19 protein-coding genes are annotated in these 24,990 nt (G+C 71.6%); 11 read left to right on the top strand and 8 right to left on the bottom strand.

What is annotated here, in order from left to right; translation table 11 throughout:
* Positions 1 to 258: 258 nt before the first annotated feature.
* The 5 genes from BMX97_RS11365 to BMX97_RS11345 all read right to left on the bottom strand — a co-directional run bounded on the left by BMX97_RS11365 (position 259) and on the right by BMX97_RS11345 (position 6,222).
* Positions 259 to 1,182, bottom strand: a complete 924-nt coding sequence (locus BMX97_RS11365) for a PfkB family carbohydrate kinase (protein WP_091749546.1) — start codon at positions 1,180 to 1,182, stop codon at positions 259 to 261.
* The gene (locus BMX97_RS11360) at positions 1,179 to 2,156 is read right to left on the bottom strand and encodes an ABC transporter permease (RefSeq protein ID WP_091749542.1); all 978 of its coding nucleotides are present in this window, start codon (positions 2,154 to 2,156) and stop codon (positions 1,179 to 1,181) included. The genes BMX97_RS11365 and BMX97_RS11360 overlap by 4 nt, the downstream gene beginning before the upstream one ends.
* Positions 2,157 to 2,194: 38 nt before the next feature.
* Positions 2,195 to 3,703, bottom strand: a complete 1,509-nt coding sequence (locus BMX97_RS11355; RefSeq protein WP_091749539.1) for a sugar ABC transporter ATP-binding protein — start codon at positions 3,701 to 3,703, stop codon at positions 2,195 to 2,197.
* Between the two features lie 424 nt (positions 3,704 to 4,127).
* Positions 4,128 to 5,198 carry a sugar ABC transporter substrate-binding protein gene (locus BMX97_RS11350; RefSeq protein ID WP_091749536.1) on the bottom strand — a complete coding sequence of 357 codons (1,071 nt, stop codon included), beginning with the start codon at positions 5,196 to 5,198 and terminating at the stop codon, positions 4,128 to 4,130.
* Between the two features lie 49 nt (positions 5,199 to 5,247).
* The gene (locus BMX97_RS11345) at positions 5,248 to 6,222 is read right to left on the bottom strand and encodes a sugar phosphate isomerase/epimerase family protein (protein ID WP_244538389.1); all 975 of its coding nucleotides are present in this window, start codon (positions 6,220 to 6,222) and stop codon (positions 5,248 to 5,250) included.
* A gap of 249 nt (positions 6,223 to 6,471) precedes the next feature.
* Between BMX97_RS11345 and BMX97_RS11340 the strand changes: the two genes are divergently transcribed.
* From BMX97_RS11340 to BMX97_RS11295, 10 genes are all read left to right on the top strand, one after another.
* Positions 6,472 to 7,470 (top strand): substrate-binding domain-containing protein, encoded by a 999-nt coding sequence (locus tag BMX97_RS11340; protein WP_091749531.1) that lies wholly within the window; start codon positions 6,472 to 6,474, stop codon positions 7,468 to 7,470.
* A 328-nt stretch (positions 7,471 to 7,798) separates the two neighbouring features.
* Positions 7,799 to 9,280, top strand: a complete 1,482-nt coding sequence (locus BMX97_RS11335; protein WP_244538381.1) for a sugar ABC transporter ATP-binding protein — start codon at positions 7,799 to 7,801, stop codon at positions 9,278 to 9,280.
* Entirely contained in the window at positions 9,273 to 10,268 is a 996-nt protein-coding gene (locus BMX97_RS11330) for an ABC transporter permease (RefSeq protein WP_091749528.1), read from the top strand. The genes BMX97_RS11335 and BMX97_RS11330 overlap by 8 nt, the downstream gene beginning before the upstream one ends.
* Entirely contained in the window at positions 10,268 to 11,299 is a 1,032-nt protein-coding gene (locus BMX97_RS11325; protein ID WP_091749525.1) for an ABC transporter permease, read from the top strand. The genes BMX97_RS11330 and BMX97_RS11325 overlap by 1 nt, the downstream gene beginning before the upstream one ends.
* Positions 11,300 to 11,334: 35 nt before the next feature.
* Entirely contained in the window at positions 11,335 to 11,775 is a 441-nt protein-coding gene (locus tag BMX97_RS11320) for an RbsD/FucU family protein (protein WP_091749523.1), read from the top strand.
* A 404-nt stretch (positions 11,776 to 12,179) separates the two neighbouring features.
* Complete coding sequence (locus BMX97_RS11315) at positions 12,180 to 13,043, top strand: MurR/RpiR family transcriptional regulator (RefSeq protein WP_091749520.1); 864 nt, start codon at positions 12,180 to 12,182, stop codon at positions 13,041 to 13,043.
* A 404-nt stretch (positions 13,044 to 13,447) separates the two neighbouring features.
* A complete protein-coding gene (locus tag BMX97_RS11310; protein ID WP_060850066.1) occupies positions 13,448 to 14,206 on the top strand; it encodes a bacteriorhodopsin in 759 nt (252 codons plus the stop codon).
* Between the two features lie 9 nt (positions 14,207 to 14,215).
* Positions 14,216 to 15,175 carry a Brp/Blh family beta-carotene 15,15'-dioxygenase gene (locus BMX97_RS11305; protein WP_091749518.1) on the top strand — a complete coding sequence of 320 codons (960 nt, stop codon included), beginning with the start codon at positions 14,216 to 14,218 and terminating at the stop codon, positions 15,173 to 15,175.
* Positions 15,176 to 15,343: 168 nt separating this feature from the next.
* On the top strand, positions 15,344 to 16,345 hold the full coding sequence (locus BMX97_RS11300; protein ID WP_244538380.1) for an efflux RND transporter periplasmic adaptor subunit: 1,002 nt from the start codon (positions 15,344 to 15,346) through the stop codon (positions 16,343 to 16,345).
* 51 nt (positions 16,346 to 16,396) lie between these two features.
* Positions 16,397 to 19,618 carry an efflux RND transporter permease subunit gene (locus BMX97_RS11295; RefSeq protein WP_091749514.1) on the top strand — a complete coding sequence of 1,074 codons (3,222 nt, stop codon included), beginning with the start codon at positions 16,397 to 16,399 and terminating at the stop codon, positions 19,616 to 19,618.
* A gap of 40 nt (positions 19,619 to 19,658) precedes the next feature.
* Here the strand turns inward: BMX97_RS11295 and BMX97_RS11290 are convergent, their stop codons facing one another.
* The 3 genes from BMX97_RS11290 to BMX97_RS11280 form a co-directional block, all read right to left on the bottom strand.
* The gene (locus tag BMX97_RS11290; protein WP_091749511.1) at positions 19,659 to 21,398 is read right to left on the bottom strand and encodes a putative bifunctional diguanylate cyclase/phosphodiesterase; all 1,740 of its coding nucleotides are present in this window, start codon (positions 21,396 to 21,398) and stop codon (positions 19,659 to 19,661) included.
* Between the two features lie 116 nt (positions 21,399 to 21,514).
* On the bottom strand, positions 21,515 to 23,065 hold the full coding sequence (locus BMX97_RS11285) for a LysM peptidoglycan-binding domain-containing protein (protein ID WP_091749508.1): 1,551 nt from the start codon (positions 23,063 to 23,065) through the stop codon (positions 21,515 to 21,517).
* Between the two features lie 137 nt (positions 23,066 to 23,202).
* Entirely contained in the window at positions 23,203 to 23,682 is a 480-nt protein-coding gene (locus BMX97_RS11280; protein WP_091749505.1) for a YidB family protein, read from the bottom strand.
* A 494-nt stretch (positions 23,683 to 24,176) separates the two neighbouring features.
* Here BMX97_RS11280 and BMX97_RS11275 point away from each other — a divergent pair, with 494 nt between their 5' ends.
* Positions 24,177 to 24,989 carry a transporter substrate-binding domain-containing protein gene (locus tag BMX97_RS11275; protein WP_091749955.1) on the top strand — a complete coding sequence of 271 codons (813 nt, stop codon included), beginning with the start codon at positions 24,177 to 24,179 and terminating at the stop codon, positions 24,987 to 24,989.
* Position 24,990: the final 1 nt, after the last annotated feature.

The raw sequence follows: 24,990 nt of genomic DNA, 5'->3' as shown, positions 1-24,990 counted from the left end.
TGAGCTCGCTCAACACCCGCGGCCAGCTCGCCCAGACCGCCCTGTCGCTCGCCACCCAGCGCGACCAGCAGGTCCTCCAGCTCCTCCGCTGATCGGATCGGGCTTCCGCCCGCACCGCACGGTGGACGAAACGAAGGGGCCCCGGGTCGTCGCGACCCGGGGCCCCTTCCCTTTGGGGCGTCCCCGCCCGGCGCGAGCGCTCGGACATTCCAGGGCGGCGGCCCCCGCCGGGGATCCGATGCCCGGTCGGGCGCGCCTTCAGAGCGATGGGCGCGCGTGCTCCGGCGTCGAGACCAGGCGCGCGGCGGCCGCGTTGGCGGCGTGCAGCGCGGTCTCGGGGGCGTCCCCCCGGGCGAGGTGCGCCGCGAAGGTGCCCACGAACATGTCGCCGGCGCCGTGGGTGCTGACGACGGTGATCGGCAGGGCCGGCAGCGCCACCGGGTGCGTGGCGGCGCCCGCCATCGCCACGCCGTCGCCGCCCGCCGTCACCACGACGAGGCCGAAGCGGGTGGCGAGGATGTCGGCGGCCCTCTCGGCGTCCTCCAGCGACTCCACCGTCCCGCCGCCGAGCATCTCGGCCTCGATCGCGTTGACGACCAGGATGTCGACGTGGTCGGGCAGATCCGTCGTGAAGGACCGGGCCGGCGCCGCGTTGAGGATCGTGGCGAGGCCGAGCTGCCGGGCGCGGCGCGCCACCGCGGCGTTGACCGCCTCCGGAATCTCGTTCTGCAGGATCAGCACCCGCGCCTGCCCGAGGCGGGCGTCCGGGATCTGGTCGTCCCGGATCGCGAGGTTCGCGCCCGAGACGATGACCGCACCGTAATCGCCGCCGTCGTCGAAGATCGCCACGCTCATGCCCGACCCGGTCCCGGGCAGCACCGCCACGGCGGACCGATCCACGCCGGCACGATCGAGGCCGACGAGCAGTCCGCGGCCGAAATCGTCGTCGCCGACCGCGCCGACCATGGCGGTCGCGACGCCCTGCGCTTGCGCCGCCGCGGCCTGGTTGCCGCCCTTGCCGCCGAATTTCGGGGCCCAGCGCCGGCCGGTCACCGTCTCGCCCCTGCGGGGGCGGTCGGGCGCGTCGACCGTGATGTCGTAGTGCAGGCTGCCGACCACGACGACCGCGGGCCCCGTCCCCTGCCCGGCGATGTCCGGGGAGGTCTCGTCGAGCGTGGTCATGCGCGCCCCCGGGCGAAACGGTCGACCAGCATGGCGAGCAAGATGATGAGGCCGGTGGCGAGCAGCTGGTAGAAGGCCTGCACGTTCATCAGCGTCAGCCCGTTGCGCATGGCGCCGAGGATGACCGCCCCGAGCAGGGTGCCGAGGATGCTGCCCTTGCCGCCCATCAGCGAGGCGCCGCCGATCGCCGCCGCCGCGATGGCGTCGAGCTCCCACAGGTTGCCGAGGATCGGCTCGGCGGCGCCGAGGCGGCCGACCAGGATCGTCGCGGCGAGCGCCGCGAGCAGGCCCGACAGCATGTAGGCGCCGATCTTGGTGAGCGCGATCGGCACGCCGGCGATGTGGGCGGCCTCCTCGTTGCCGCCGACCGCCAGGAGGTATTCGCCGAACGGCGTCTTGCGCAGGATCAGCCCGGCGAGGAGCGCCACGACCAGCACCACCACCACCGCCATCGGGATGCCGGCGACGGTGCCGTTCACCAGCGCCCGGAAGCTCTGCGGCACGCCGAAGATCGGGTTGCCGTCCGTGGCGATCAGGGCCAGCGCCCGGTAGGTGCTCAGCGTGCCGAGCGTGACGATGAAGGGCTGGAGGCCGCCAAAGCAGATCAGCGCGCCGTTGACCGCGCCGCAGGCCGCGCCGAGCGCCAGCCCGGCCAGCACCGCGAGCACCGGCGGCACGCCGGCGACCATCAGGCTCGCCGACAGCACCGCCGAGAGCGCCGCGACCGGGCCGACCGAGAGGTCGATGCCGCCCGACACGATCACCAGCGTCATGCCGAGCGCCACGCAGGCGTTGATGCTCGATTGCTGCAGGATGTTGAGGAGGTTGCGCTCGGTCAGGAAGCCCGGGGCCGCCACCGCGAACACCAGAACGATCAGCACGAGGCCGAGCAGGGTGCCGAAATCGCGCAACGGCACGCGCAAGCGCGTCGTCGCGCCGGGCGCGGGGGCGGCTTTGTCGGTCAGGGTGAGCATGGGCGGGCCTCGACGGCGCGGAATGGAGGATCGAAGGATCAGGCGGCGCGGACGGATTGGGGAACGGCGTGGGCGACGATCGCCTGCTCGCTCAGCGCCTCGCGCGGAAGCTCGGCGGCGATCCGGCCCTGGCGCATGACGAGCACCCGGTCGGAGAGGCGCAGCAGCTCGGGCAGCTCCGAGGAGACGACGATGATCGACTTGCCCTCGGCGGCGAGCCGCTCGATCAGCCCGTAGATCTCCGCCTTGGCGCCGATGTCGATGCCGCGGGTCGGCTCGTCGAAGAGCAGGATCTGGGTGCCGGCGGCGATCCAGCGGGCGATGATGCCCTTCTGCTGGTTGCCGCCGCTGAATAGGCGGATCGGCCGGTCGATCTGCATCGGCCGCAGGTTCACCTCGGCGAGGAGGCGCCCGGCCTCGGCCCGGAGCCTGCGCCCGCGCACGACGCCGCGGGGCGCGAACCGGGGCATCGACGGCAGGGCCACGTTGGCGACCATCGAACGCTGGGGCACGATGCCGTCGCGCTTGCGCTCCTCGGGCACCAGCCCGATGCCGGCCGCGATCGCCGCGCGGGTGCCGGCCCGCGCGAGCGGCCGGCCGTTGACCGCGACGGTGCCGCTGCTGCGCCGATCGGCGCCGGCGATGAGGCGCAAGAGCTCGGTGCGGCCCGAGCCGATCAGCCCGGCGATGCCCAGAACCTCGCCGCGCCGCAGGTCGAAGCTCGCATCGACCACCTTCGTCCCGGCGCTCAGGCCGCGCACCGACAGGACGGTTTCGGCCTGCACCGAGGAGCGGTGCTCCGCCACCGCGAGCTCGCGGCCGACCATCTGGGCGACGACGGCGCCCTCGGTGGTCCCGGCGAGGTCGAGATCGGCGACGAACCGCCCGTCGCGCATGATCGTCGCGCGGCTGCAGATCCGGAACACCTCGTCCATCTTGTGCGAGACGTAGATGATCGAGACGCCCCGGGCGGCGAGCCCGGCGATGACGGCGGCCAAGCGCTCGAACTCGCTCGGCGTCAGGCTCGAGGTCGGCTCGTCCATGGCGATGATGCGGGCGTTGTCGAGGAGCGCCCGGGCGATCTCGACGATCTGGCGCTGCGCCACCCGGAGGCTGCGGATCGGCGCGTCCGGGCGGATCGAGGCATCGAGCGGCGCCAGGGCCTCGGCGGCGAGCGCCTCCTGCCGGGCGCGGTCGACGAAGAGCCCGCCCCGGCGCAAGGCCCGGCCCAGGAACATGTTCTGCGCCACGGTCAGCTCGGGGACTTGCTGCAGCTCCTGGTGGATCATCGCGATGCCGGCGCGGCGGGCCGCGAGCGGCGAGCGCAGGGTCAGTTCCTCCCCGTCCACCGCGATGGTCCCCTCGTCGGGCCGGAGCACGCCCGACAGGATCCGCATCAGCGTCGACTTGCCGGCCCCGTTCTCGCCGAGCAGCGCATGCACCTCTCCGGGCCGGACCCGCAGCGACATCTCGCCTAGCGCGACGACGCCCGGGAAGCGCTTGGTGAGGCCCTGGATGTGGAGGCGCAGGGGGGCGTCGGATGCCATGGCGTGACCGGGGTTGGAGGGGTGGCGGGGACCGGGGCGGGACTGTTCCGGTGGGCGTCGGACGATCGGAGAGCCTGTTCGACCAAAGCCACGAGGGTCTCACGACCGCGGCCCCGTCCCAGGAGCCTGATCGAGCAGATTGATCTTTTAAAAACTGAAATCTGACTTGGGATATCCTGTCCACTCACCTCATCCTGAGGTGTTAGGCGATTGAAGATCGACTAACCTCGAAGGAGGGCTCCAGAAACCTGTGCGATCCCTGGATCCCTCCTTCGAGGCTCCCGATGGTCGCACCTCAGGATGAGGTCGAGAGCGGGATGGACCGTATCGCACGAGGCCTCTGTGTTCGGTCGCACAGGCTCCCGGTCCGTTCGATCGGCTCTCCTGAGGGCGAACCCCATCGGTCGGGGGTCCGAGCCTCCGCTTACTTCCCCGACCGGACATCCTCCTCAAGCACCGCCCGCAGGTCGGCGCCCTTGCCCTTGTAGCGCTCGATGTTGTCCTTGGTGATCAGGGCCTGCGGGGTCGCGACGACCCGCGGCACCGGCTCCTTGGCGAGGATGCGCAGGGCCGCCTCCATGGCGACCTCGCCGGTCAGCACCGGGAAGCTGTCGACGGTGCCGGTCAGTTCGCCGGCGCGGATCGACGCGTGGGCGTCGGTGATGCCGTCGGTGCCGAACACCGCGACCTTGCCCAGGAGGTTCGCGTTCTTCACCGCCTCGACGACGCCGAGCGCCATCGTGTCGTTGTTGCAGTAGAAGCCGACGAGGTCGGGGTGCTGCTGCAGCAGCGTGGTGGCGGCGTCGTAGGAGAGCTGGCGGTCCCAGTTGCCCGGCACGCTGGCCACGACCTTGAACTTGCCGCCCTCCGCCGCGATGGTCGCCTTGAAGCCGGCAGTCCGCTGGGTCGCCGCGAAGACGCCGGCCTGGCCCTCGATCACCGCGAGCTTGCCGCCGTCCGGACGGTTGGCGATGAACCAGCGGGCGACACGCACGCCGTTGTCGCGCTGCACATTGCCGACGTAGTGCGGCGCCAGCGGGATCACCGCGTCGTTGACGTTGACGACCGGGATGCCGGCCTGCTTGGCCTCGCCGAGGATCGGCTCGAGGTTGGCGTTGGTCTGCGGCGAGACCAGCAGCACGTTGACGCCCTGCGCGACCATCGTCTCGGCGATCGAGAGCTGGCCGACCTGGTCGCCCTCGTTCTGGGCCGCCTGGTAGGCGACCTTCACGCCGAGCTTCTTGCCCAGCGACTGGTAACCCTCGCCGAGGAGGCGCCAATACTCGTTGGTCAGGGTCTTCGACACCGCCCCGACGCGGGTGCCGGCGGCGGGTTTGGGCATCGGGCCGAGCTTCGTGGCCAGCTGGCTCCAGTCGATCCGGTCCGTCTCGGTATCCGGGTTCAGGGGCTTCAGTTCCTGCGCCTGCGCGGCGCTCGAGGCGAGCGCGACGGTGGCGGCGAGCAGCATGAACCCGGACAGCAGCAGCGACTTCATGGCGTTCCTCCTCGTGTTCTTGATGGGTGCGACCGGGATCGGGCCGGCCTCAGCGGCCGAGCATCGCCTTGCGGACGAGGTTCTGGCTCGCGACCGCGTCCTGGCGGGCGACCGCCGCGCTCAGCGCGTTGTCGCCCTCGAGCGTGTCGACGACGCCGAGCATCGCCGTGACCGTGGCGATGTTGGCCTCGCACTCGGCCACCGGGTCGAGGCCGGTCAGGTCCGGGAAGGTGTCGAAGTAGATCGGCCCGTGGAAGCCGTCCTTGCGGACCTGCCGCAGGAGCTCGATCGTCTGGACCGGGTGGACCGCGCCGACCATCAGCCCGTCGTCGCGCTTGGCGTAGCCGTCGTTGAGGTGCAGGCCGAGGATGCGGCTGTGCCGGCCGATCAGCGCCGCCACGAAGGCCGGCTGCTCGTCGGCGTAGAGGACGTGCGCGAAGTCGAGCGTGACGCCGAGATTCGGCAGGTCGATCTCCTTCAGCGCCAGCAGGGTCGTGGCGCAGTCGGGCAGCAGGCTGTAGGAGCGCGGCTCGTTCGGCTTGTACTCGATGCTGATCAGGCACTCGGGGTCGTGCAGCGCGACCTCGCGGATGCCGTCGATCTCGTCGGCCCAGAGCTTGGCGTAGTCGGCCTGGAAGGCGTAGTCGAAGCCGTCCTGGCCGAGCCACAGGGTCATCAGGTTGCAGCCGGCCTCGCGGCCCGCATCGATGCCGCGCTTCGTCAGGTCGATGGCCTCGCGCCGCACCGCCGGGTCGGGGTTGGTGAAGGCGCCGATCTTGAAGGCCGGGTTGGAGTAGTAGCGCATCGCCAGGCCGTTCACGGTCAGGCCGAGGTCGCGGATCGCGTTGCCGGTCGCCCGCGGATCGGGCCCGAGGTGATCGGGAAAGTTCAGGTCGACGTCGGTCAGGCCGCGCGCCGTCGCGGCGCGGGCCGCCATCTCCAGCGGGCTCGGCTTGCCGTGGCCCTTGGGCCAGAAGGCGTCGGGCTGCGAGGCGAACGAGTTCAGGCGCGTCGCGAAGCGCACGGGGGCGGATGTCACCGGCGAGTCTCCTGTGTCTGGCCGCAACATCACGGATCAATGTAAATTTGTAAAGTGACGAGATGTCGGATCACCCCCTGTTGAGCACCGTCCATCGTGGTGCGCTGCAGCAAATGCGCTCCGTACGCGTCGACCGGTCGATGCTTGACACGCCCCACGCTTCACGCATACCTGTGTTGCAGTAAATAATGCGAACCTGTCACGACCGGTCGCAACGGGGTTGGGGAACGCACCATGGATCGACGCACCACTCTCAAGATGCTCGGTGGCCTGGCGCTCGCCGGGCCGCTCCCGGCGACCCGGGCCTTCGCGGCCGCGCCCAAGACGATGGCGACGGTGGTGAAGGCCGCCAGCGTGCCCTGGTTCAACATCCTCAACCAGGGGCTCGAGGCCGCCGGCAAGCAGTTCAACATCACCACCACGATGGTCGGCCCGGCCCAGGTCGATCCGGCCCAGCAGGTCAAGCTCATCGACGACCTGATCGCCAAGAAGGTCGACGTGATCGGCCTCGTTCCCCTCGACGTGAAGGTGACCGCCCAGGCCGTGAAGCGCGCGCGCGACGCCGGCATCGTCGTCATCACGCAGGAAGGCGAGAACCAGGACGGCAAGACCTGGGACCTGGAGCTGATCAGCGCCAAGAATTACGGCGAGATGCAGATGAAGGCGCTCGCCCGCGAGATGGGCGAGGAAGGCGACTACGTCGTCCTGGTCGGCACGCTGACGACCCCGGGCCACAACTCGTGGGCCGATGCCGCCATCGCCTACCAGAAGGCGCACTACCCCAAGATGCGGATGGTTGCCGACCGCTTCCCCGGCGCCGACCTGATCGACGAATCCTCGCGGGTGACCCAGCAGGTGCTGCAGACCTACCCGGACGTGCGCGGCATCGTCTCGATGGGCTCGAACGGCCCGATCGGCGCCGGCAACGTGATCAAGCAGCGCCGCCTGGAGAAGAAGGTCGCAGTCGTCGGCACGATGATCCCCGCCCAGGCCCAGGCCCTGCTGATGAGCGGCGCGATCCGCGAGGGCTTCCTGTGGAACCCGAAGGATGCCGGCTACGGCATGGTCGCGGTCGCCCGGATGGTCCTCGACGGCACGCCGATCAAGACCGGCATCGAGATCCCGACGCTCGGACCCGCCACGGTCGACGAGGCGAACCGGGTGATCCAGGTCGATCGCGTGCTCACGATCAACAAGATGACGGTGGGCGACCTGGTGAAGATGGGGCTCTGAGGGGCGGGCTTCGGCTCGGCCCGCTCCCGGATGCGGCTGGGCCGGGGAGGACGATGCGCGGGTGTTCTCCTCTCCCCGCGGGCGGGGAGAGGGCTGCGTCTCCGTTCAGGAGACGCAGCGAGCTGCGAACCGCAGGTTCGCCGCGAGGGTGAGGGGGTGGTGCCGAACGAGGCTCCTCCGGGGACACCCCCTCACCCTCGCTCCGGCTTCGCCTCCGCTTGTCACGACCCCGACACGGGGGCCGTGACCCTCTCCCCGCCCGCGGGGAGAGGGGGAAAACCCGCGCCATTCTCTTCACCGGACAGCTCTGTCAGTGCGGACCCCAACCATGATGTTCCTGGAAATGCGGGGCGTGTCGAAGCGCTTCGGCGGGGTCCAGGCCCTGTCGAACCTCGACTTCGACCTGGCTCGCGGCGAGATCCACTGCCTCGTCGGCGGCAACGGCTCGGGCAAGTCCACGATGATCAAGATCATCTCGGGCGTGCAGGATCCCGATCCCGGCGCCCGTATCGTGGTCGAGGGGCGCGAGCACGCCCGGCTCACGCCCGTCGAGAGCAGCGCGCTCGGCGTCCAGGTGATCTACCAGGACCTGTCGCTCTTTCCGAACCTCACGGTCGCCGAGAACATCGCCATCGCGCAGCATCGCGGCCTCACCGGGCTCGTGAAGCGCAAGACGATGCGGGAGGTCGCCGAGGCGGCGATGCGGCGCATCGGCGTCGCGCTCGACCTCGACGAGCGCGTGTCGCACCTGTCGATCGCCAACCGGCAGCTCGTGGCGATCTGCCGGGCGATCGCCGCGGATGCCAAGCTCGTGATCATGGACGAGCCGACCGCCTCGCTGACCCGCCACGAGGTCGACGCGCTGCTGGCGCTGACCCTGGAGCTGAAGCGCCGCGACATCAGCGTGCTGTTCGTCAGCCACCGCTTCGACGAGGTGCTGGAGATCGCCGAGCGGGTCACGGTGATCCGCGACGGCGTGAAGCTCGGCACCTACGACGCCAAGGACATGACCGAGCAGCGCCTCGCCGTGCTGATGTCGGGCAAGTCCTTCACCTACGAGACTAAGGACCGCGCGGTCCCGCGCGAGCGTCCGGTGCTCTCCGTCGAGGGCCTGTGCAAGGCGGGCGAGTACCAGGATGTCGGCTTCGCGCTCTATCCCGGCGAGATCCTCGGCCTGACCGGCCTCCTCGGCTCCGGCCGGACCGAGCTGGCTTTGTCGCTCTTCGGCATGAACGCGCCGGATGCCGGCACCATCCGGATCGACGGCGAGGCGGTGACGTTTCGCTCCAACCGCGACGCCATTGCGCGCGGCATCGCCTACGTGCCGGAGGACCGGCTGTCCTTGTCGCTCGTCCTCGAGCAGTCGATCGGCGCCAACGTCACGGTCACGGTGCTCGACACGCTGAAGGACCGCCTCGGCTTTCTGCGGCGGCGCCGCGAGGCCGGCCTGATCCGCGACTGGATCCGCGACCTCGCGATCAAGATCGGCACCCCGGACGACCCGGTTCGGACGCTCTCGGGTGGCAACCAGCAGCGGGTGGTGATCGCCAAGTGGCTCGCCACCAAGCCCCGCGTGCTGATCCTCGACAGCCCGACGGTCGGCGTCGACCTGCACGGCAAGGACGGCATCTACCAGCTCGTGAAGGACCTCGCGGCGCAGGGGCTCGCCGTCATCATGATCTCCGACGAGATCCCCGAGGTCCTCTACCATTGCGACCGGATCCTGGTGATGCGGGAGGGCCGGCTGACCGGCGAGGTCATGGCGCACCACGTCGCCGAGCCCGACTTGAGGAGGATGGTTCATGCGTAACGCAACGCGCGGCGGGCGCGCGCCGCAGGAACTCTGGCTCGGGCTCGTCGTCCTCGGCATGGTCGTGGTGCTGACCGCGCTCAGGCCGAACTTCCTCAGCGTCCAGAACATCCTGGAGATGCTGAACGCGACGGCGTTCAACGGCATCCTGGTCTCGGGTTTGCTCGTCGTCCTGATCGCCGGCGGCATCGACATCTCGTTCGCGGCGGTCGCCTCGGTGGCGCAGTACGCCGCGCTCACCGTCGCCAACGCGAGCGGGGCCGGCTGGGGCGAGATCGTCGCCATCGCCGGCGGGATCGGGCTCGCGCTGGGCCTCGTCAACGGCGTCCTAGTGAGCACGCTCGGCATCGCCAGCATCATCGTCACCATCGCCACGCAGAGCGTGATCTACGGCATCCTGCTCACCGTGACCCGGGGCCAGGACATCTTCACCCTGCCGGCCTGGTTCGGCGACCCGGTCGACCTCTTGGTCACCACCGACGCCAAGGGCAACGTCTACGCGATCAGCCTGCAGATCTGGGCGCTGGTGCTCGCCTTCGCGAGTGCCTGGTTCCTGCTCAACCGGACCCATTTCGGCCGGCAGGTCTTCGCGCTCGGCGGCAACCCGGAGGCGGCCCGGCGCGTCGGCTTCGGCACCACCCGCCTCAATCTGCTCGTCTACGGCTATATGGGCCTCGTCGCCGGCCTCGCCTCCCTGGTCCAGGCCCAGTACACCCAGTCGGTGTCGCCCACCGCGCTGGTCGGGCGCGAGCTCGAGGTCGTGGCCGCCGCCGTGCTCGGCGGGGCGAGCCTCGACGGCGGCCACGGCTCGGTCCTGGGCGCGATCCTCGGCCTCGCCCTCGTCGTCATCATGAAGAACGGCCTCGCGCTGCTCGGCGTGTCGTCCTACTGGACGGACTTCTTCACCGGCCTCGTCATCGTCGCCGCCGTCGCCGGCATGGCGGCCCGCGCCCGCCGCCGCTGGCACGATTCCCCGGGGCTCGCCTGATGCCGGACATCCTCCTGCGGACCGTCGGCCGCACCAACCTGCGGCTGCTGGGCCTCCTGGCCGTCCTGTGCCTCGCCGTCGCGCCGCTCGTCGGCGACCGGCTCTTCGCCCCGGCGGGCCTGCGCTCGATGGCCTTCCAGCTGCCGGAACTCGGCCTCCTGTCCCTCGCCATGATGGTGACGCTGCTCTCCGGCGGCCTCGATCTGTCGATTATCGCGACCGCGAACCTCGCCGCGCTCGCGGCGGCCGCGGTGCTGAAATCCGCCCCCGACGGCGCGGGCGGCGCCCTGCTCGTCGCCTACGAGGCGGGAGCGCTCGTCGCGGGGCTCGCGGCGGCCGCCCTGGTCGGCCTCCTAAACGGCACCCTGATCGGCTACCTGCGCGTCTCGCCGATCCTGGCGACCCTCGGGACCATGACGCTGGTCAAGGGCCTGGCGATCGGGCTCACCCGCGGCAGCGTCGTCTCCGACTTCCCGCCCGCCATCCTGTTCATCGGCAGCGGCTCGGTGCTCGGCGTCCCGACGCCGCTCCTGCTGTTCGGGCTCGTCGCGCTCGCCCTCGGCATCCTGCTCACCCGCACGCCGTTCGGCGTCGTGCTGACCCTGATGGGCTCGAACCAGCAGGCGGTGCGCTTCTCCGGCATCGACACGCGGGCGGCGTTGCTGCGCATCTACGTCCTGACCTCGCTCGTCGCGGCGACCGCCGGATTCGTCATGATGGCGCGCTTCAACTCCGCCAACGCGGCCTACGGCGAGAGCTACCTCCTCGTCACGATCCTCGCCTGCGTGCTCGGCGGCATCTCGCCGACGGGGGGCTTCGGCCGGGTCGGCGGGCTGGTCCTGGCCCTGGTCGTGCTTCAGCTGATCTCGACGGCCTGCGTCCTCCTCGACCTCAGCCAGTTCCTGACGCTGGCGGTCTGGGGCGGGATCCTGCTCTCGGTCAGCATGATCGCGGCGGTGCGCGACCAGTTGCGTCCGCTGCTCGCCGGCCTGCGCGCGCCGGTGCTGCGCCCCGCGCCGCCGCAAGCCTGACGCGGCGCGCCTGCGTACCGTTCGAGGGGACGAAGATGCTCAAGGGACTGGACCGGGCCTTGTCGGCCGAGATGCTCGGCATGCTGATGGCGATGGGGCATGGCGACGATCTCCTGATCTGCGACGTCAACCATCCCGCCGCCAGCATCGCCCGCCACACCGTCCACGGCCGCGTCATCGACATGGCCGGCTGCGATCTCCCCCGGGCCGCGGAGGCGATCCTGTCGGTGATGCCGCTCGACGCCTTCGTGCCGGCGCCCGTGAAGCGGATGAAGGTCGTGGGCGATCCCGATCGGCTGATGCCCGCCCACGAGCGGATGCAGGAGGTCGCCGACCGCGCCGAGGGCCGCCCGGTCCTCGTCGAGGCCCTGGAGCGGTTCGACTTCTACGCCGCCGCCCGGCAGGCCTTCGCGGTGGTGCGCACCTCCGATCCCGGCCCGTATGGCTGCTTCATCCTGCGCAAGGGTGTCGTCTGAGGGAGCGTGTGATTGGAGCAAACGCTCTCATTCCTATCGCACCCTCATCCTGAGATGTGGGAACCTGTTTGATGGAGATAACTCATGTCGCGCAATAATTTTCTTTCCCATGCACAACCTCATCCTGAGGTGTCAGTCGATCTGTGATCGATTGACCTCGAAGGAGGGCTCCAGGGATCTCATCGCTATCTGGAGGTCTCCTTCGAGGTCAGTCCATCCTTGATGGACTAACACCTCAGGATGAGATCTAGAGTGGGGCAAAGGTTTCGGTTCAAGGCGAGCAGGCTGTGATTCCGCCGCGCCTTTGAACGGGTCCGTTCGACGGCGCGAGGCCAGGCCGAATGGGCATCGATGCCGAGGCACGAGGGTATTAAAGCAGTGCATCCGGCAAGGAGACGGACCCGATGAACGAGGTGATGGATCCGAAGTCGGTCGGGCCGCGGATCCGCATGATGCGGCCGAACCTGACGCCGCTCGAGGCGAAGGTGGTCGACAGCGTGTTCGGCCGGCGCGATTTCAGCGTCGAGACCGCCCTCAAGGACGTGGCCGAGACCGCCGGGGTCTCGGAGGCGATGGTGGTCAAGATCGCCAAGAAGCTCGGCTTCTCCGGCTACCGCGACTTCCGCCAGAACGTCGCCGACTACGTCCGCGTCTCGGATGCCGAGATGCACGACGAGCTCTCGCCCGACGATTCCGGCGCCGAGATCGTCAGCAAGGTGTTCCGGGCCTCGATCCAGGCGCTGGAGGAGACGCTCGCCATCGCCGACGTCGCCGCCTTCGAGCGCGCGGCCGACTTCATCGCCGATGCCCGCCAGCGCGACCTCTACGGTGTCGGCGGCTCGGCCCAGATCGCCCGCGACGTCGCGCACAAGTTCCTGCGCATCGGCATCCACGCCTCGGTCTACGACGACGCCCACATGATGGCGATGTCGGCCGCGCTGCTCGGCACCCGGGACGTGGCGATCGGCTTCTCGCATTCGGGCGCGACCCTGGTGACGCTGGAGGCGCTCCAGATCGCCCGGCGCCGGGGCGCCCGCACCATCGCGATCACCAACTACTCGCACTCGCCGCTGGCCGAGGCCGCCGACGTGGTGCTGTGCTCGACCGCCCGCGGCTCGCCGCTGCTGGGCGAGAACGCCGCGGCGCGCATCGCCCAGCTCAACATCCTCGACGCGATCTTCGTCCTGGTCGCGCAGCGCGACGTGAAATCGGCGGAGGCCGCCCTCGTCCGCACCAAGGAGGCGGTGCGCGACAAGCGCCGCGGGTGACGACCGGCCGCGAAGCCCCCCGCCGTCGAGGCGTGCGTCCCGATGCCTTGGCTCGCGAGAGGTCGCACCCGAGCCGCGCGAATACTGATGCTCCGTACATGATCGAGGCGCCGCACCGGGCGGTTCCCGTTCGTCCCGCGCATCGTCCAAAGTCTTCCGGCCTCGTCGCGATCGATCGAACAGAGCGTGAGACGGCGACCCGTGCCGTTGGAAACCGGATGGAAACAATCGGTCAAGAATTAGATTATTCGTAATTGATCAAGCAGAAATTATGCGGTTCTGCGTCAGATTTGCTGTGTCACCGTGCGGAACTTCACGGCCGATGCTGTGTTGCCGTGCCGCCTTGCTGCTGTCCGTTCGGGACCGTTGCGATGGGGTTGGCTTTTCGAGCAACGGACGAACTGATGTCACCGCAATTCTGGCTCTGGGTCGGCTTCGCCGGCATGAGCGTCGGCGCCGCCCTGATCCTGTTCATCGGCAAGCGGCGCACCCCGGCCGAGGAGGCCGACACCATCATCCACGGCCTGGTGCCGATCATCGCCGCCTGCTCGTACTTCGCGATGGCGACCGGCCAGGGCAGCATCCTCCTGCCGGCCGGGCCGGATGCCGGCACGGCCACGCGGGCGTTCTACTTCGCGCGCTACATCGACTGGTCGTTCACGACGCCGCTCCTGCTGCTCGGCCTCGCCAACACCGCGATGCATAGCGGGATGCGCCGCCGCGCGGTCGTTGGCGGGATGATCGGCTCCGACCTGATCATGATCGTCACCGCGCTGGTCTTCGGCCTCAGCCAGGTGGCGTGGCTGAAATGGACCTGGTTCGCCATCTCCTGCGGCGCCTTCCTGGCGGTGTATTACGGGATCTTCGTGCAGCTGCGCGAGGAGAACGCCCACGAGCGCGACGACACCCGGGCCGACTTCCTGCGCAACGCCGTGTTCCTGTCGGTGATCTGGCTCGCCTACCCGGTCGTGCTGCTGTTCGGCGACGACGGGCTCGGCCTGCTCGGGCCGGCGCTCGGCCTCGGCATCATCGCGGTGCTCGATCTCGTGGCGAAGGTCGTCTACGGCCTGATGGCCACCGTCCAGACCGCCAAGCGCGTCGAGCGCGACCTCGCCGAGGGCAAGGCCGCCCCGGTGCGGCCCCACCTCGCGGCGGCCGAGTAGGCGGGCGCGATGCGCCGGCCCTCCCCGATCCCGGCGGTGGCCGGCGCCCCGGTGCCGCGGATTCCGCGGCCCGCCGCCTGGCGGGGGGCCGCGTTCTGCCTGCTCCCCGCCGCCGCCATCCTCCTCGCGGCGACCGCCCTGCTGCCGCGGGAGGCGGGCTGGCTCGCCGTGCTGGTCGTGGTCATCGGCCTCGGGGTGCCGCACGGCGCCCTCGACGGCGAGGTGGCCAAGCCCCTCCTGCGACCGCGCTTCGGGCGGGCCTGGTTCCCGGTCTTCGCCGCGCCCTATCTCGCGCTCACCGCCGCGGTGCTGGTCGCCTGGCGGCTCGCCCCCGAGGCGACGCTCGCGGGCTTCCTCGCCCTCTCGGTCCTGCATTTCGGCCGCGAGGATGCCGGGCCGGGCCGCCCGGTCGAGGCCCTGGTGCGCGGCGGCCTGCCGATCGCGCTCCCGGCACTGGCCCGGCCCGAGGCCACCGCCCGCATCTTCGCGGTCGTGACCGACACGGCGATGCCGGTGCTGCCGGGCTGGTGGGGATTCTTCGCCCAGGCCTGGCTTTGCCTGGCGCTCGTCTGGCTCCTCGCGGCACGGCCGGCGCCCCGGCTTCTCCTCGAGCTCGCCGGTCTCTGCCTCGCCTTCCTGGTCCTGCCGCCGCTCAGCGCCTTCGGGCTCTACTTCGTCTGCCTGCATGCGCCGCGGCACATGCGGGCGCTCGCCGGCGACCCCGCCCGTGCCCCGGCCGTCGACGGGATGGGTCGGGCGGTCGTGCTGGCGCTGCCGGTCTTCGGGCTCACGCTCCTCATCGGCCTCCTCCTCTGGCCGACCTACCGGCAGGCGCCCGGGACCGAGCGGCTGCTCGCCCTGACCCTTCAGCTCCTCGCCGCCCTCACGCTGCCGCACCTCCTGCTGGATGCGTGGGTCGAGCGGTCGGTGAACCAGGGCGCGAGGTCCAACCCCGAGCCCGTCCCCTGAGGCGCCGCCCTGCCCTGGGCTGGAATCCGCGCCGGGCAGATTCCACAAGAGCGGCCGGCGATTTCGCGGCAAAAGTCCGCGATAGAACAAGGTTCTAAGCGGGACGGAGCGTTGGCCTGCGAAGCCAAGTCTGCTTAGAAGCGGGGCTGTGACGGGGGAGGCGCGACGATGCGACGGGCGGTGCGGTCCGCGGTGCTGGCTTTGTGCGTGGGCGGCGGGGTCGTGCCGGCGCAGGGCCAGGGACCGGCGCGGGTGTCGTCCGAGGGCGGCCGCGTCGTCGTGCGGCTGACCCCCGAAGAGCGGGCCCGCATCGGGGTCGCGACCGCCCGCCTCGCGCGGCAGCCGCACCGGATCGAGATCCCGGCCTATGGCAGCGTGCTCGATCCGGCCCGCGTCACCGACCTGACCAACAGCTACGCCGGGGCGGTCGCCGCCCTGCGCACCGCCAGGGCGCGGGCGGAGGTCTCGGCCGGGGCCCTGCGCCGGGCGCGGACCCTCGGCACCACGGTCGTGTCGGGCGCCCAGCGCGAGACGGTCGAGGGCACCGCCGCCACCGACGAGGCGGCGGTCGCGGCCGCCGAGTCGCAGGTGCGGACATTCGCCGCCACGGCGCAGCAGGAATGGGGGCCGGTGCTGGGCCGGGCCATCGTCGAGCGGGCGCCCCTCGCCACCCGGCTGATCGAACGCGCCGACCTCCTGGTGCAGGTCACGCTGCCCTCCGGCGAGGCGCCGAAGCCGCCCCCGGCCGACGCCTCCGCCGAGGTGCCGCCGCAGAGCGAGCGGGTGCCCCTGCGCCTCGTCTCGCCGGCGACCCGGGCCGACCAGCGCATCCAGGGCCTCGGCTACCTCTACCTCGCCGCCGGCGACAGCGGCCTCCTGCCCGGCATGAGCGTGCAGGCCTTCCTGACCTCGCCGCAGGAGGCGGTCGGGGTCGCCGTGCCCGAGAGTGCGGTGATCCACTGGCAGGGACGCGCCTGGATCTACCGCGGCATCGGACCCGACGCCTTCGTCCGCCATCCCCTCAAGCCGGACGCGGCGGTCTCCGCCGACCGCTACGTGGTCGACGACCTCGACGGGGAGGCCGACATCGTCGTGACCGGGCCGCAGGTCGTGCTCACCGAGGAGCTGAAGAGCCAGGTCCAGGCCTCCGGCGATGCGGACGACGATTGATGCGCAGTCCGATGAACCCGACGGCGTCCGAATGACCCCGACCGATCGACCATGACGGATCCGAACGCGGCCGCGCCGCCTCCGGCCGACGCTTGCCCGCCCCCGCCGGCCCCCGCCGGCCCATCCGGCCTGCAGGCGGCCCTGGTGCGGTTCGCCGTGCGCCGGCCGGGGATCGTCGTTGCGCTGGCGCTGGCCCTCGTCGTCTACGGCCTGGCCGCCCTGACTTCAGCCAAGTACGATGTCTTCCCGGAATTCGCCCCGCCCAGCGTCACGGTGCAGACCGAGGCGCCCGGCCTCAACCCCGAGCAGGTCGAGGTGCTGGTCACCCAGGCCGTCGAGGGCGTCCTCAACGGCCTGCCCGGCCTCGCCGGCCTGCGGTCGAACTCGATCCAGGGCGTGTCGGTGGTGACCGCGACCTTCCGCGCCGGCACCGACATCCATCGGGCGCGCCAGCTCGTCGGCGAACGGCTGGCGGGCGTCGCCGGCCGGCTGCCGCAGGGCGTGGCCGCGCCGACGATGACGGCGCTCACCTCCTCGACGAGCGCGATCCTGCTCGCCGGGCTGACCTCGGACTCGCGCTCGCTCATGGACCTGCGGACCGTCGCCGACTGGCGGGTGCGCCTGCGCCTGCTCGCCGTGCCGGGGGTCGGCGAGGTGCTGGTCTATGGCGGCGACGTCCGCTCGATCCGCATCCAGGTCCGGCCGCGGGACCTCGTCCGCTTCCGCATCGGGCTCGCCGACGTGCTCGCCGCCGGCCGCAAGGCGACCGGCGTGCGCGGCGCCGGCTTCATCGACACGGTCAACCAGCGCATCACCCTGCAGACCGAGGGGCAGTCGGTGACGCCGGCGGCGGTCGCCCGCACGGTTCTGATCAACGAGGGCGGCGCCAGCGTGGTGCTGGGCGACGTCGCCGACGTGGTGGACGGCCCGGAGCCGGCGATCAGCGCCGCCCTGGTCGACGGCAAGCCGGGCGTCCTGATGATGATCGGTGCGCAGTACGGCGCCAACACCGTCGAGGCGGCGGCCGGGGTCGAGGCGGCGCTCGCCGAGCTGCGGCCCGGGCTCGCCAGGGACGGCATCGTCCTGCGCGCCGACCTCTTCCGCCCGGCCGAATTCGTCGCCCGGGCCACCGGCCACGTCCTCCAGGCCCTGGCGCTCGGCGGGATCCTCGTCGTCGCGGTCCTGGTGGTTTTTCTCTTCGACTGGCGCACGGCGCTGATCAGCGCGACGGCGATCCCGCTCTCGCTCATCGGCGCGGTCCTGGTGCTCGGCGCCTTCGGCCTCAGCCTCAACACGATGACGCTGGGCGGGCTCGCCATCGCGATCGGCGAGGTGGTGGACGACGCGGTGATCGGCGTCGAGAACGCGATGCGCCGGCTGCGGGAGAACCGACGCCGCGCCGCGCCCCGGCCGGAGGCCGGGGTGGTGCTCGACGCCATCCTGGAGGTCCGGGTCTCGGTCGCCTACGCGACCTTCGCGGTGCTGCTGGTGTTCCTGCCGGTGCTGGCGCTCACCGGCGTGCCCGGCCGCCTGTTCGGACCCCTGGCACTCGCCTACATCCTGGCGGTCCTGGCCTCCCTGGTGGTGGCGCTCACCGTCACCCCGGCCCTGGCGCGCCTGCTGCTCGCGGGGCGCAAACCCCCGCCGCACGGGACCCCGCCGCGCAAGACCCTGCCGGCGCGGGAGCCGCCGGTCGCCCGGGCGGTGCGCGGCGCCTATGTCCGGCTGCTGCAGGCCCTGGCCCGGCACCCGGCCCTCGTCGCCGCGGCGGGGCTCCTCGCGGTCCTCGCCAGCGCCGTCCCGGTGCCGTCCTTCGGCGGCGCCTTCCTGCCCGACCTCAAGGAGGGGCACTTCATCCTGCACATGGCGACCGCCCCGGGCACCTCCTTGCAGGAGACGCTGCGGCTCGGGGGCCACGTCACGGCGGGCTTGAAGGCGATCCCCGAGGTGCGGGCCGTCGCCCAGCAGGTCGGCCGGGCGGAAGCCGGCTACGACCTCGGCGGGACGCACGAGAGCGAGATCCACATCGACCTCGCGCCGGATCTCGACGGGCAGGCCCAGGAGCGGGCCGAGGCCGCGATCCGCGCGCTGATGGCGGCGACGCCCGGCGCGACCTTCTCCCTCAAGACCTTCCTCACCGAGCGCATCGAGGAGGTGGTGTCGGGCTTCACCGCCCCGGTGGTGGTGAGCGTCTACGGGACCGACCTCGACCGGATCGAGGCGGCGGCCCGGGACGTGGCCCGGGAGATCGCGGAGGTCCGGGGTGCCGTCGGCATCCAGCTCCGCTCGCCGGCCGGCCTGCCGCAGATCAACCTCACCCTGCGACCCGCCGACCTGCGCCACTGGGGCCTCGACGCGATCGAGGTGCTGGAGCTCGCCCGCACCGCCTTCCAGGGCGACACGGTCGGCCAGTCCTACGAGGGCAACGCGGTGTTCAACGTCGTGGTCGTCCTCGATCCGGCCGCCCGCTCGCGGCTGTCGAGCCTCGGCGACCTGCCGCTTCGCACCCCCGGAGGCAGCATCATCCGCCTGTCGCAGGTCGCCGACGTCTACGAGACCGTCGGGCGCTACGCCGTCGCCCATCACGGCGCCCGGCGGGTGCGGGTGGTGACCGCGAACGTCGAGGGCCGGGACGTCGCCTCGTTCACCGAGGCCGTGAAGCGCAAGATCGCCCGCGAGGTGAAGCTGCCGCCGGGCGTCTATGTCGGCGTCGGGGGAGCGGCGGAGGCGCAGGCACAGGCCCGCCGCGACCTCGCGCTCCATGCCGGGCTGTCCGGGATCGGGATCCTGCTGCTGCTCACGGTCGTCACCGGGTCGCCCGCCAACCTCGCGCTGATCCTCGTCAATCTGCCCTTCGCCCTCGTCGGCGGGGTGCTGGCGGTGGCCGCCACCGGCGGCCTCGTCTCCCTCGGGGTCGTCGTCGGCTTCGTGACGCTGTTCGGCATCTCGCTGCGCAACACGATCATGATGGTCGCGCATTACGAGCATCTGGTCCTCGTCGAGGGCCGGACCTGGGACGCCGCCACGGCGATCGAGGGCGCCGCCGACCGCCTGGTGCCGATCCTGATGACCTCCCTGGTCACCGGCCTCGGCCTCCTGCCGCTCGCGCTCGGCGCCAGCGAGCCCGGCCGCGAGATCGAGGGGCCGATGGCGATCGTGATCCTGGGCGGTCTCGCCAGCTCGACGCTCCTGAACCTCACGGTCCTGCCGGTGCTGGCGCAAAGCTTCGCTCGGTTCCGCCGGCCGGACGGTCCCGAGGACCGGCGCGCCTGAGCGACGCTCGCCTCTTCTCCCGGTGCGGGCCCGTCCGGGTTCAGGCGGCGCGCACCCGGCCGTACCGGATGATCGCGTGGTCCGGGATCGACGGGGCGCCGGGCCTGGCGGGCCCCACGTCCCCGGCCGGGCCCTCCTTGGACGACGGCTTGACCTCGGACGAGGGTCTTGCGGCGATCACCGGCGCGTCCCGCGGCAGGACCGGGCCCGCCTCGAGCAGCGTGTCGATCTCCTCCTTCGGCATCGGCTTGCCGAACAGGTAGCCCTGGCCGAAGTCGCAGCCCTGGCCGGAGAGCCAGTCGACGCTGGCATCCGTCTCGATGCCCTCGGCGGTCGTCACCAGGCCCAGGCTGCGCCCGAGGCTGATGATGGCGTCCACCAGCTTGGCGCGCTCCTCGCTCAGGGTGATGGTGTCGACGTAGGAGCGGTCGATCTTGAGCTTGTCGAACTTCAGCTCGCGCAGGTGGTAGAGGCTCGAATAGCCGGTGCCGAAATCGTCCAGCGCGATGCGCACGCCGAGGTTCTGCAGCGACGTCAGGGTGGTGCGCGCCGCCTCGAGGTCCTGCACCAGGGCGCTCTCGGTGATCTCGACCTCCAGGCGCCGGGGCGAGAAGCCGGTCTCGGCCAGGATGCCGAGGAGGCGCTGCGCGAGGCCGCGATCCTGGAACTGCTGGGGCGCGATGTTGATCGCCAGTTGCAGGTGCGGGGGCCAGGACAGCGCGTCCCGGCAGGCTTGCTGCAGCAGCCGGTAGCTGAGGTCGGCGATCATGCCGGTCTCCTCGGCGATCCCGATGAACTGGTCGGGACCGAGCAGGCCGCGGGTCGGGTGGCGCCAGCGCGCCAGCACCTCGAAGCCGACGCAGTCGCGCCCCGGCAGCGCGACGACCGGCTGGTAGAACGGCTCGATCTCGCCGCGCTCGACGGCCTCGCGCAGCTCCGCCTCGAGCGCCGCCCGCTCGCGCAGCTCGGTGTCCATGGCGTCCTCGAACACCCGGAAGGTGCCGCGGCCCTCGCGCTTGCCCTGGTACATCGCCAGGTCGGCCGCGTGCAGGAGCGCGTCCGCATCGTGCTCGGCGCTGACGAGGGCGATGCCGATGGTCGCGCCGATCTTGACCTCCCCGTCGTTCCAGTCGATCGGCGCGGTGAGGCTCGCGATCGCCTGCTGGGCCAGCCGCTTGATGGTCTCGAGGCTGCCCGTGAAGGGCACCAGCAGGGCGAACTCGTCGCCGCCCAGGCGCGCCGCCATGCCGCCGGCCGGCAGCAGCTCCTGGAGGCGGTCGGCCACCGTGCACAGGACCGCGTTGCCGGCGGCGTGGCCGTAGAGGTCGTTGACGGGCTTGAAGCGGTCGAGGTCGATCAGGAACACCGCGGCGCGCTCGCCCTCGCCCATCCGCTCGCGCGCCCGCTCCACCGCCTCGACGAAGTGGCGCCGGTTGGTCAGGCCCGTCAGGGCGTCGTGGCGCGCGATCGCCTCGGCCTGCCTGGCCGCCGCGTCGCGCTCCAGCATCGTGCGGCGCAGCGTCAGCGACTTGCGGATGATCGCCCCGAACAGCGCGATTCCCATGCAGCCGGCGAGCATCACGAGGTCGAGCAGGCCGTGCTGCAGCGAGAAGGCGATCACGACCTCGAAGATGCCCAGGACGCTGCCGATGAGGTAGCAGCCGGCGCCGATGATCAGCAGGCAGAGCGTTTCATATAACTCGCCTTTACCCCAGGACTTGCTCCTGCTGCGAGACCGACTCCGAGGTCCGACCCAAGACTTGCGCACCGCCCTCGCCATTTATCGCCCCGGCTCCACGCCCAATTGGTCTGTCGTACCATTCCGGGCTGACCGTGCCGTTAACCGGCACGCTTCGGATTCGCGGATCGGGCGATTCGGCGCGCCGGGTTTCGGGGTCAATCGCGCCGCTCGGCGGCGCCGTCGGTCGGCAGGACGAAGACCTGTCCGGGGTAGATGAGGTCGGGATCGCGGATCTGGTCCTGGTTCGCGTCGTAGATCACCGTGTAGCGGTCGCCCTCGCCGTAGGCGCGCCGGCTGATCCTCCACAGGCTGTCGCCCCGCACGATGCGGGCCGTGGCGACCTCGGGGACGTAGACGCTCGCGCTCGTCGCGTCGCCTCCGCGGCTGCGCGTGCTCGACGTCTCGAGCGGATCGACGACGGCGGGCCGGCCGGACCGGGCCTCGGCCGCCCCCTGCCTCGGCACGGCCGGCGGCGTGCGGGGACGCGCGGCGTCGCCGGATGCCGCGGTATTCGGGGCGGCGTACTCGACCCCGCCGTCATGCGCCGGATCGGGCGCCGTGAACGGAACCTCGGCGCGGGCCCGGACCGCCCCGGTCGCGGGGTCCATCCGGTCGAGCCGGACCGTGTAGGCGCCCGGCTTCACGCCCCGCCCGATGGTGAAGGTCACGCTGCCGTCGGGCGCCACGGTGGCCGGGGCGATCAGCGTGTCGTTCAGGTACAGCCGGATCGCCGCGCCGGCTGGCGCCCGCGCGGTGACGAACAACCGTCCGCCCGGATGGGAATCGATGCTGACGATCGTCGGCGGTGCCACAGCGCCGGCGCCCGCTTCCGTCCCGCTCGCCGGGGCCTGGGACGCGCCCGACGGCGCCTCGCCCTCGCGCGGCGCCTGCCGTCCCGGCTCGGCGGCCGCGCCCGCCCGGGTCTCCCGCTGGCGGTCCGGCTGCGACAGCACCCGGGTCGGGGCGTCGGGGGACGTGAGGGCGACGAGCGGCCGGGCGTCCTTCGCCGGCGCGACCACCACGGCGACCCGGGCCGGGGAGCGCTGCTCGCGGCCGTCGGCCTCGACCGCCCGCAGCGTGACCTCGCTGCCGCCGGTCGGAAGCGCCTCGGGCGTGACGGTGAAGCGGCCGGCGGCATCGGCCCGGGCGCTCGCCACGGGCCGGCCGTCGACCAGCAGCTCGACGGTGGCGTCCGGCGCCGCCCGGCCGGCGATCACGGCGTCGCCGTTCGGCTCGACGCGCACGACGTCGAAGCTCGGTGCGGGCGGGGTTGCGGTGACGAGCGCTCGCGCGTCGGATCCCGCCCCGGGCGTCGGCACCGCGTCGCGCGGCGCAGGAGCCGTGGGAATGTCCGCTTGCGGTGCCGGCGCCGCTCCGCCGCCGGGCCGGGCGGGCGACAGCGCGGCGAGGGGCCGTCCCTGACCCTCCCGGGTGGCCGACCCCGGCCGCGGGCCCGCATCGGGGTCGAGGAGGACGATCCAGGCTGCGCCCGACGCGAGCAGCAGGCCCGCGAGCCCCGCGGCGGCCATGCGTCGACGGCCCGCCGTCCGGGCGACCGGTACCGGGATGGCGACGAGGTCGCGTCCCCGGTCCGGCACCGCGATCCCGGCCCTCGGGCGCCCGCCGAACAGCGCCCGGATCACCCCGAGGCCCATGAGGGCGCCGAGCAGCGCGGTGACGAGGATGCGGTGCAGGCGGGCGATCATGGACGCGGTCTCTCCTGGGGCTGGTCTCTCCCGGGGGCTTTCCCGGCGTCGCGGAACTCCGGTCGGCTAAGGTCCGGTCGACTCTTGTGCGCGGCCGCGTCCCGGAAGGGGCCGCCGCGCACCGGACGACGCGGGGCTCAGCCGAGGCGGCGGCCGTCGATCGCGTAGCGATCGATCGCGGAGGGCAGGTCGCGCGACAGGCGCGCCAGGATCTCCGACCGGCTCAGGCCGGTCTGGTGGATCAGGTGGTCGAGGGTCGTCGGGCCGATCGCGCGCTCGAGGTCCGCCTCGGCGATGGCCTGGTTGGCGCCCTGGTCGACCCAGGACCGCGCGGTCGCGCCGTGGCCGCTATGCGTGAAGTGCTCGACGAGTTCGCTCAGGCCGCTCGCCAGGAGGCCGCCGACCCCGGCCGACCCCACTCCGCCGAGGACGCGCTCCAGGCCTGCCGGCAACGTCGCGCCGGGGCCGGGCCGGGCCTGCGGCACCGGGGGCACGCTCGACCGGTGGAGGTCTTGGTCGGGACCGCCCAGCCACTCGGCGATCTTGTCCCGGTTCTGGTAGCCGGCGACCGCCAGGAGGCCCAGCAGGGCGGTCATCGACGGATATCCCTTGCTCATGTCCCTCTTCCTTCCGGCGACGCGAGCCGCCCTTCGGCCCCGTCGCCGGTACGGCGACGGTGGGTCACAAACAGATCGCGCGCTAACCTGTTCCGAGGAAAAATACTCCCGACCCGGTATAACCGCATCATTGACGCAAGGATTTCCACCGCCAGGACGCCACCGGCCGTTGCGTTCGCGCAGTGCCGGCCCCACTGGCATTGGCGCGCCCGTCGCGGCTGCACGAAATTTGGGCGGAGACCTGCATCCGGTCCGGCGGCGCCGCGCCCTGGTGGGTCGACCGGACGATCCCGGGAGGCGCTCCGGACGCCACCGGATGCCGCGTTTTTTCGCATCCCGCCGGATGACCCGCGATTGACATCAGGATCGGCAGCCGTCCTTATGTCTAATCATATTAACCCGTCGGCCTCGCCCCTTCGCGCCGACCGGTCCTGTGGGAGGCCCGCGTGAACAAGCGTCTCTTCGTGCAGATCACTCTCGGCCTCGGTCTGGTGATGGCCGTCCCGGCGATGGCCCAGGCCCAGAACGCGCAAGCCAAGGACCCGCAGGCCAAGGACGCCCTGGCGCGCGTCAAGGCCGAGGGCGTCCTCAAGGTCGGCACCGAGACGGCCTTCGCGCCCTTCGACTTCATCGACGCGACCGGCGAGCATGCCGGCTTCAACGTCGACGCCTTCGCGGAGGTCGGCAAGGAGCTCGGCGTCAAGATCAAGTGGGTGGAGCTGCCCTGGGACGGCGTGCTGCCGGCCCTCGAGGCGGGCCAGTTCAACATGGTGGCGGGGCCCGCCACCATCACCAAGGCGCGCCTGGAGCGTTACCGGTTCCTGTCCCCGGTCGCCGAGGCGACCGTCGCCATCCTGAAGGGCGCGAAGGACGACTCGATCCAGAAGCCCGAGGACATCGCCGGCAAGACCGTCGGCGCCGGCAAGGCGACGGCCCAGCTCGCCCAGCTCAAGACCTACGCGGCGACCTTGCCGAAGCCGGTCGAGATGCGCGAATATCCGGGCTTCAACGAGGCCTATGCGGACCTCGCGGCGCGGCGCATCGCGGCGGTGGCGAACTCGCTGCCCAACATCGCCTACGTCGCCTCGAAGCAGCCCGGCACCTTCGCGGTCGTCAAGCCGCCCTTCGGCCAGAAGAGCTATTTCGGTTATATCGGCACCAAGAAGCCCGACGACCAGGCCCTGCTCGATGCCGTGCAGACCGCGCTCGTCAAGATCAAGTCCGACGGCCGCATGAAGAAGCTGCAGGAGAAGTGGTTCGGCACCGCGTTCGACACGCCGGACGTCGCGCCTGAGCCGAGCTTCTGAC

It is taken from the genome of Methylobacterium sp. ap11 (assembly GCF_900110515.1).
In the GTDB taxonomy this organism is placed as follows: Bacteria; Pseudomonadota; Alphaproteobacteria; order Rhizobiales; family Beijerinckiaceae; genus Methylobacterium; species Methylobacterium ajmalii.
This window is presented reverse-complemented; position numbering and strand designations above follow the sequence as displayed.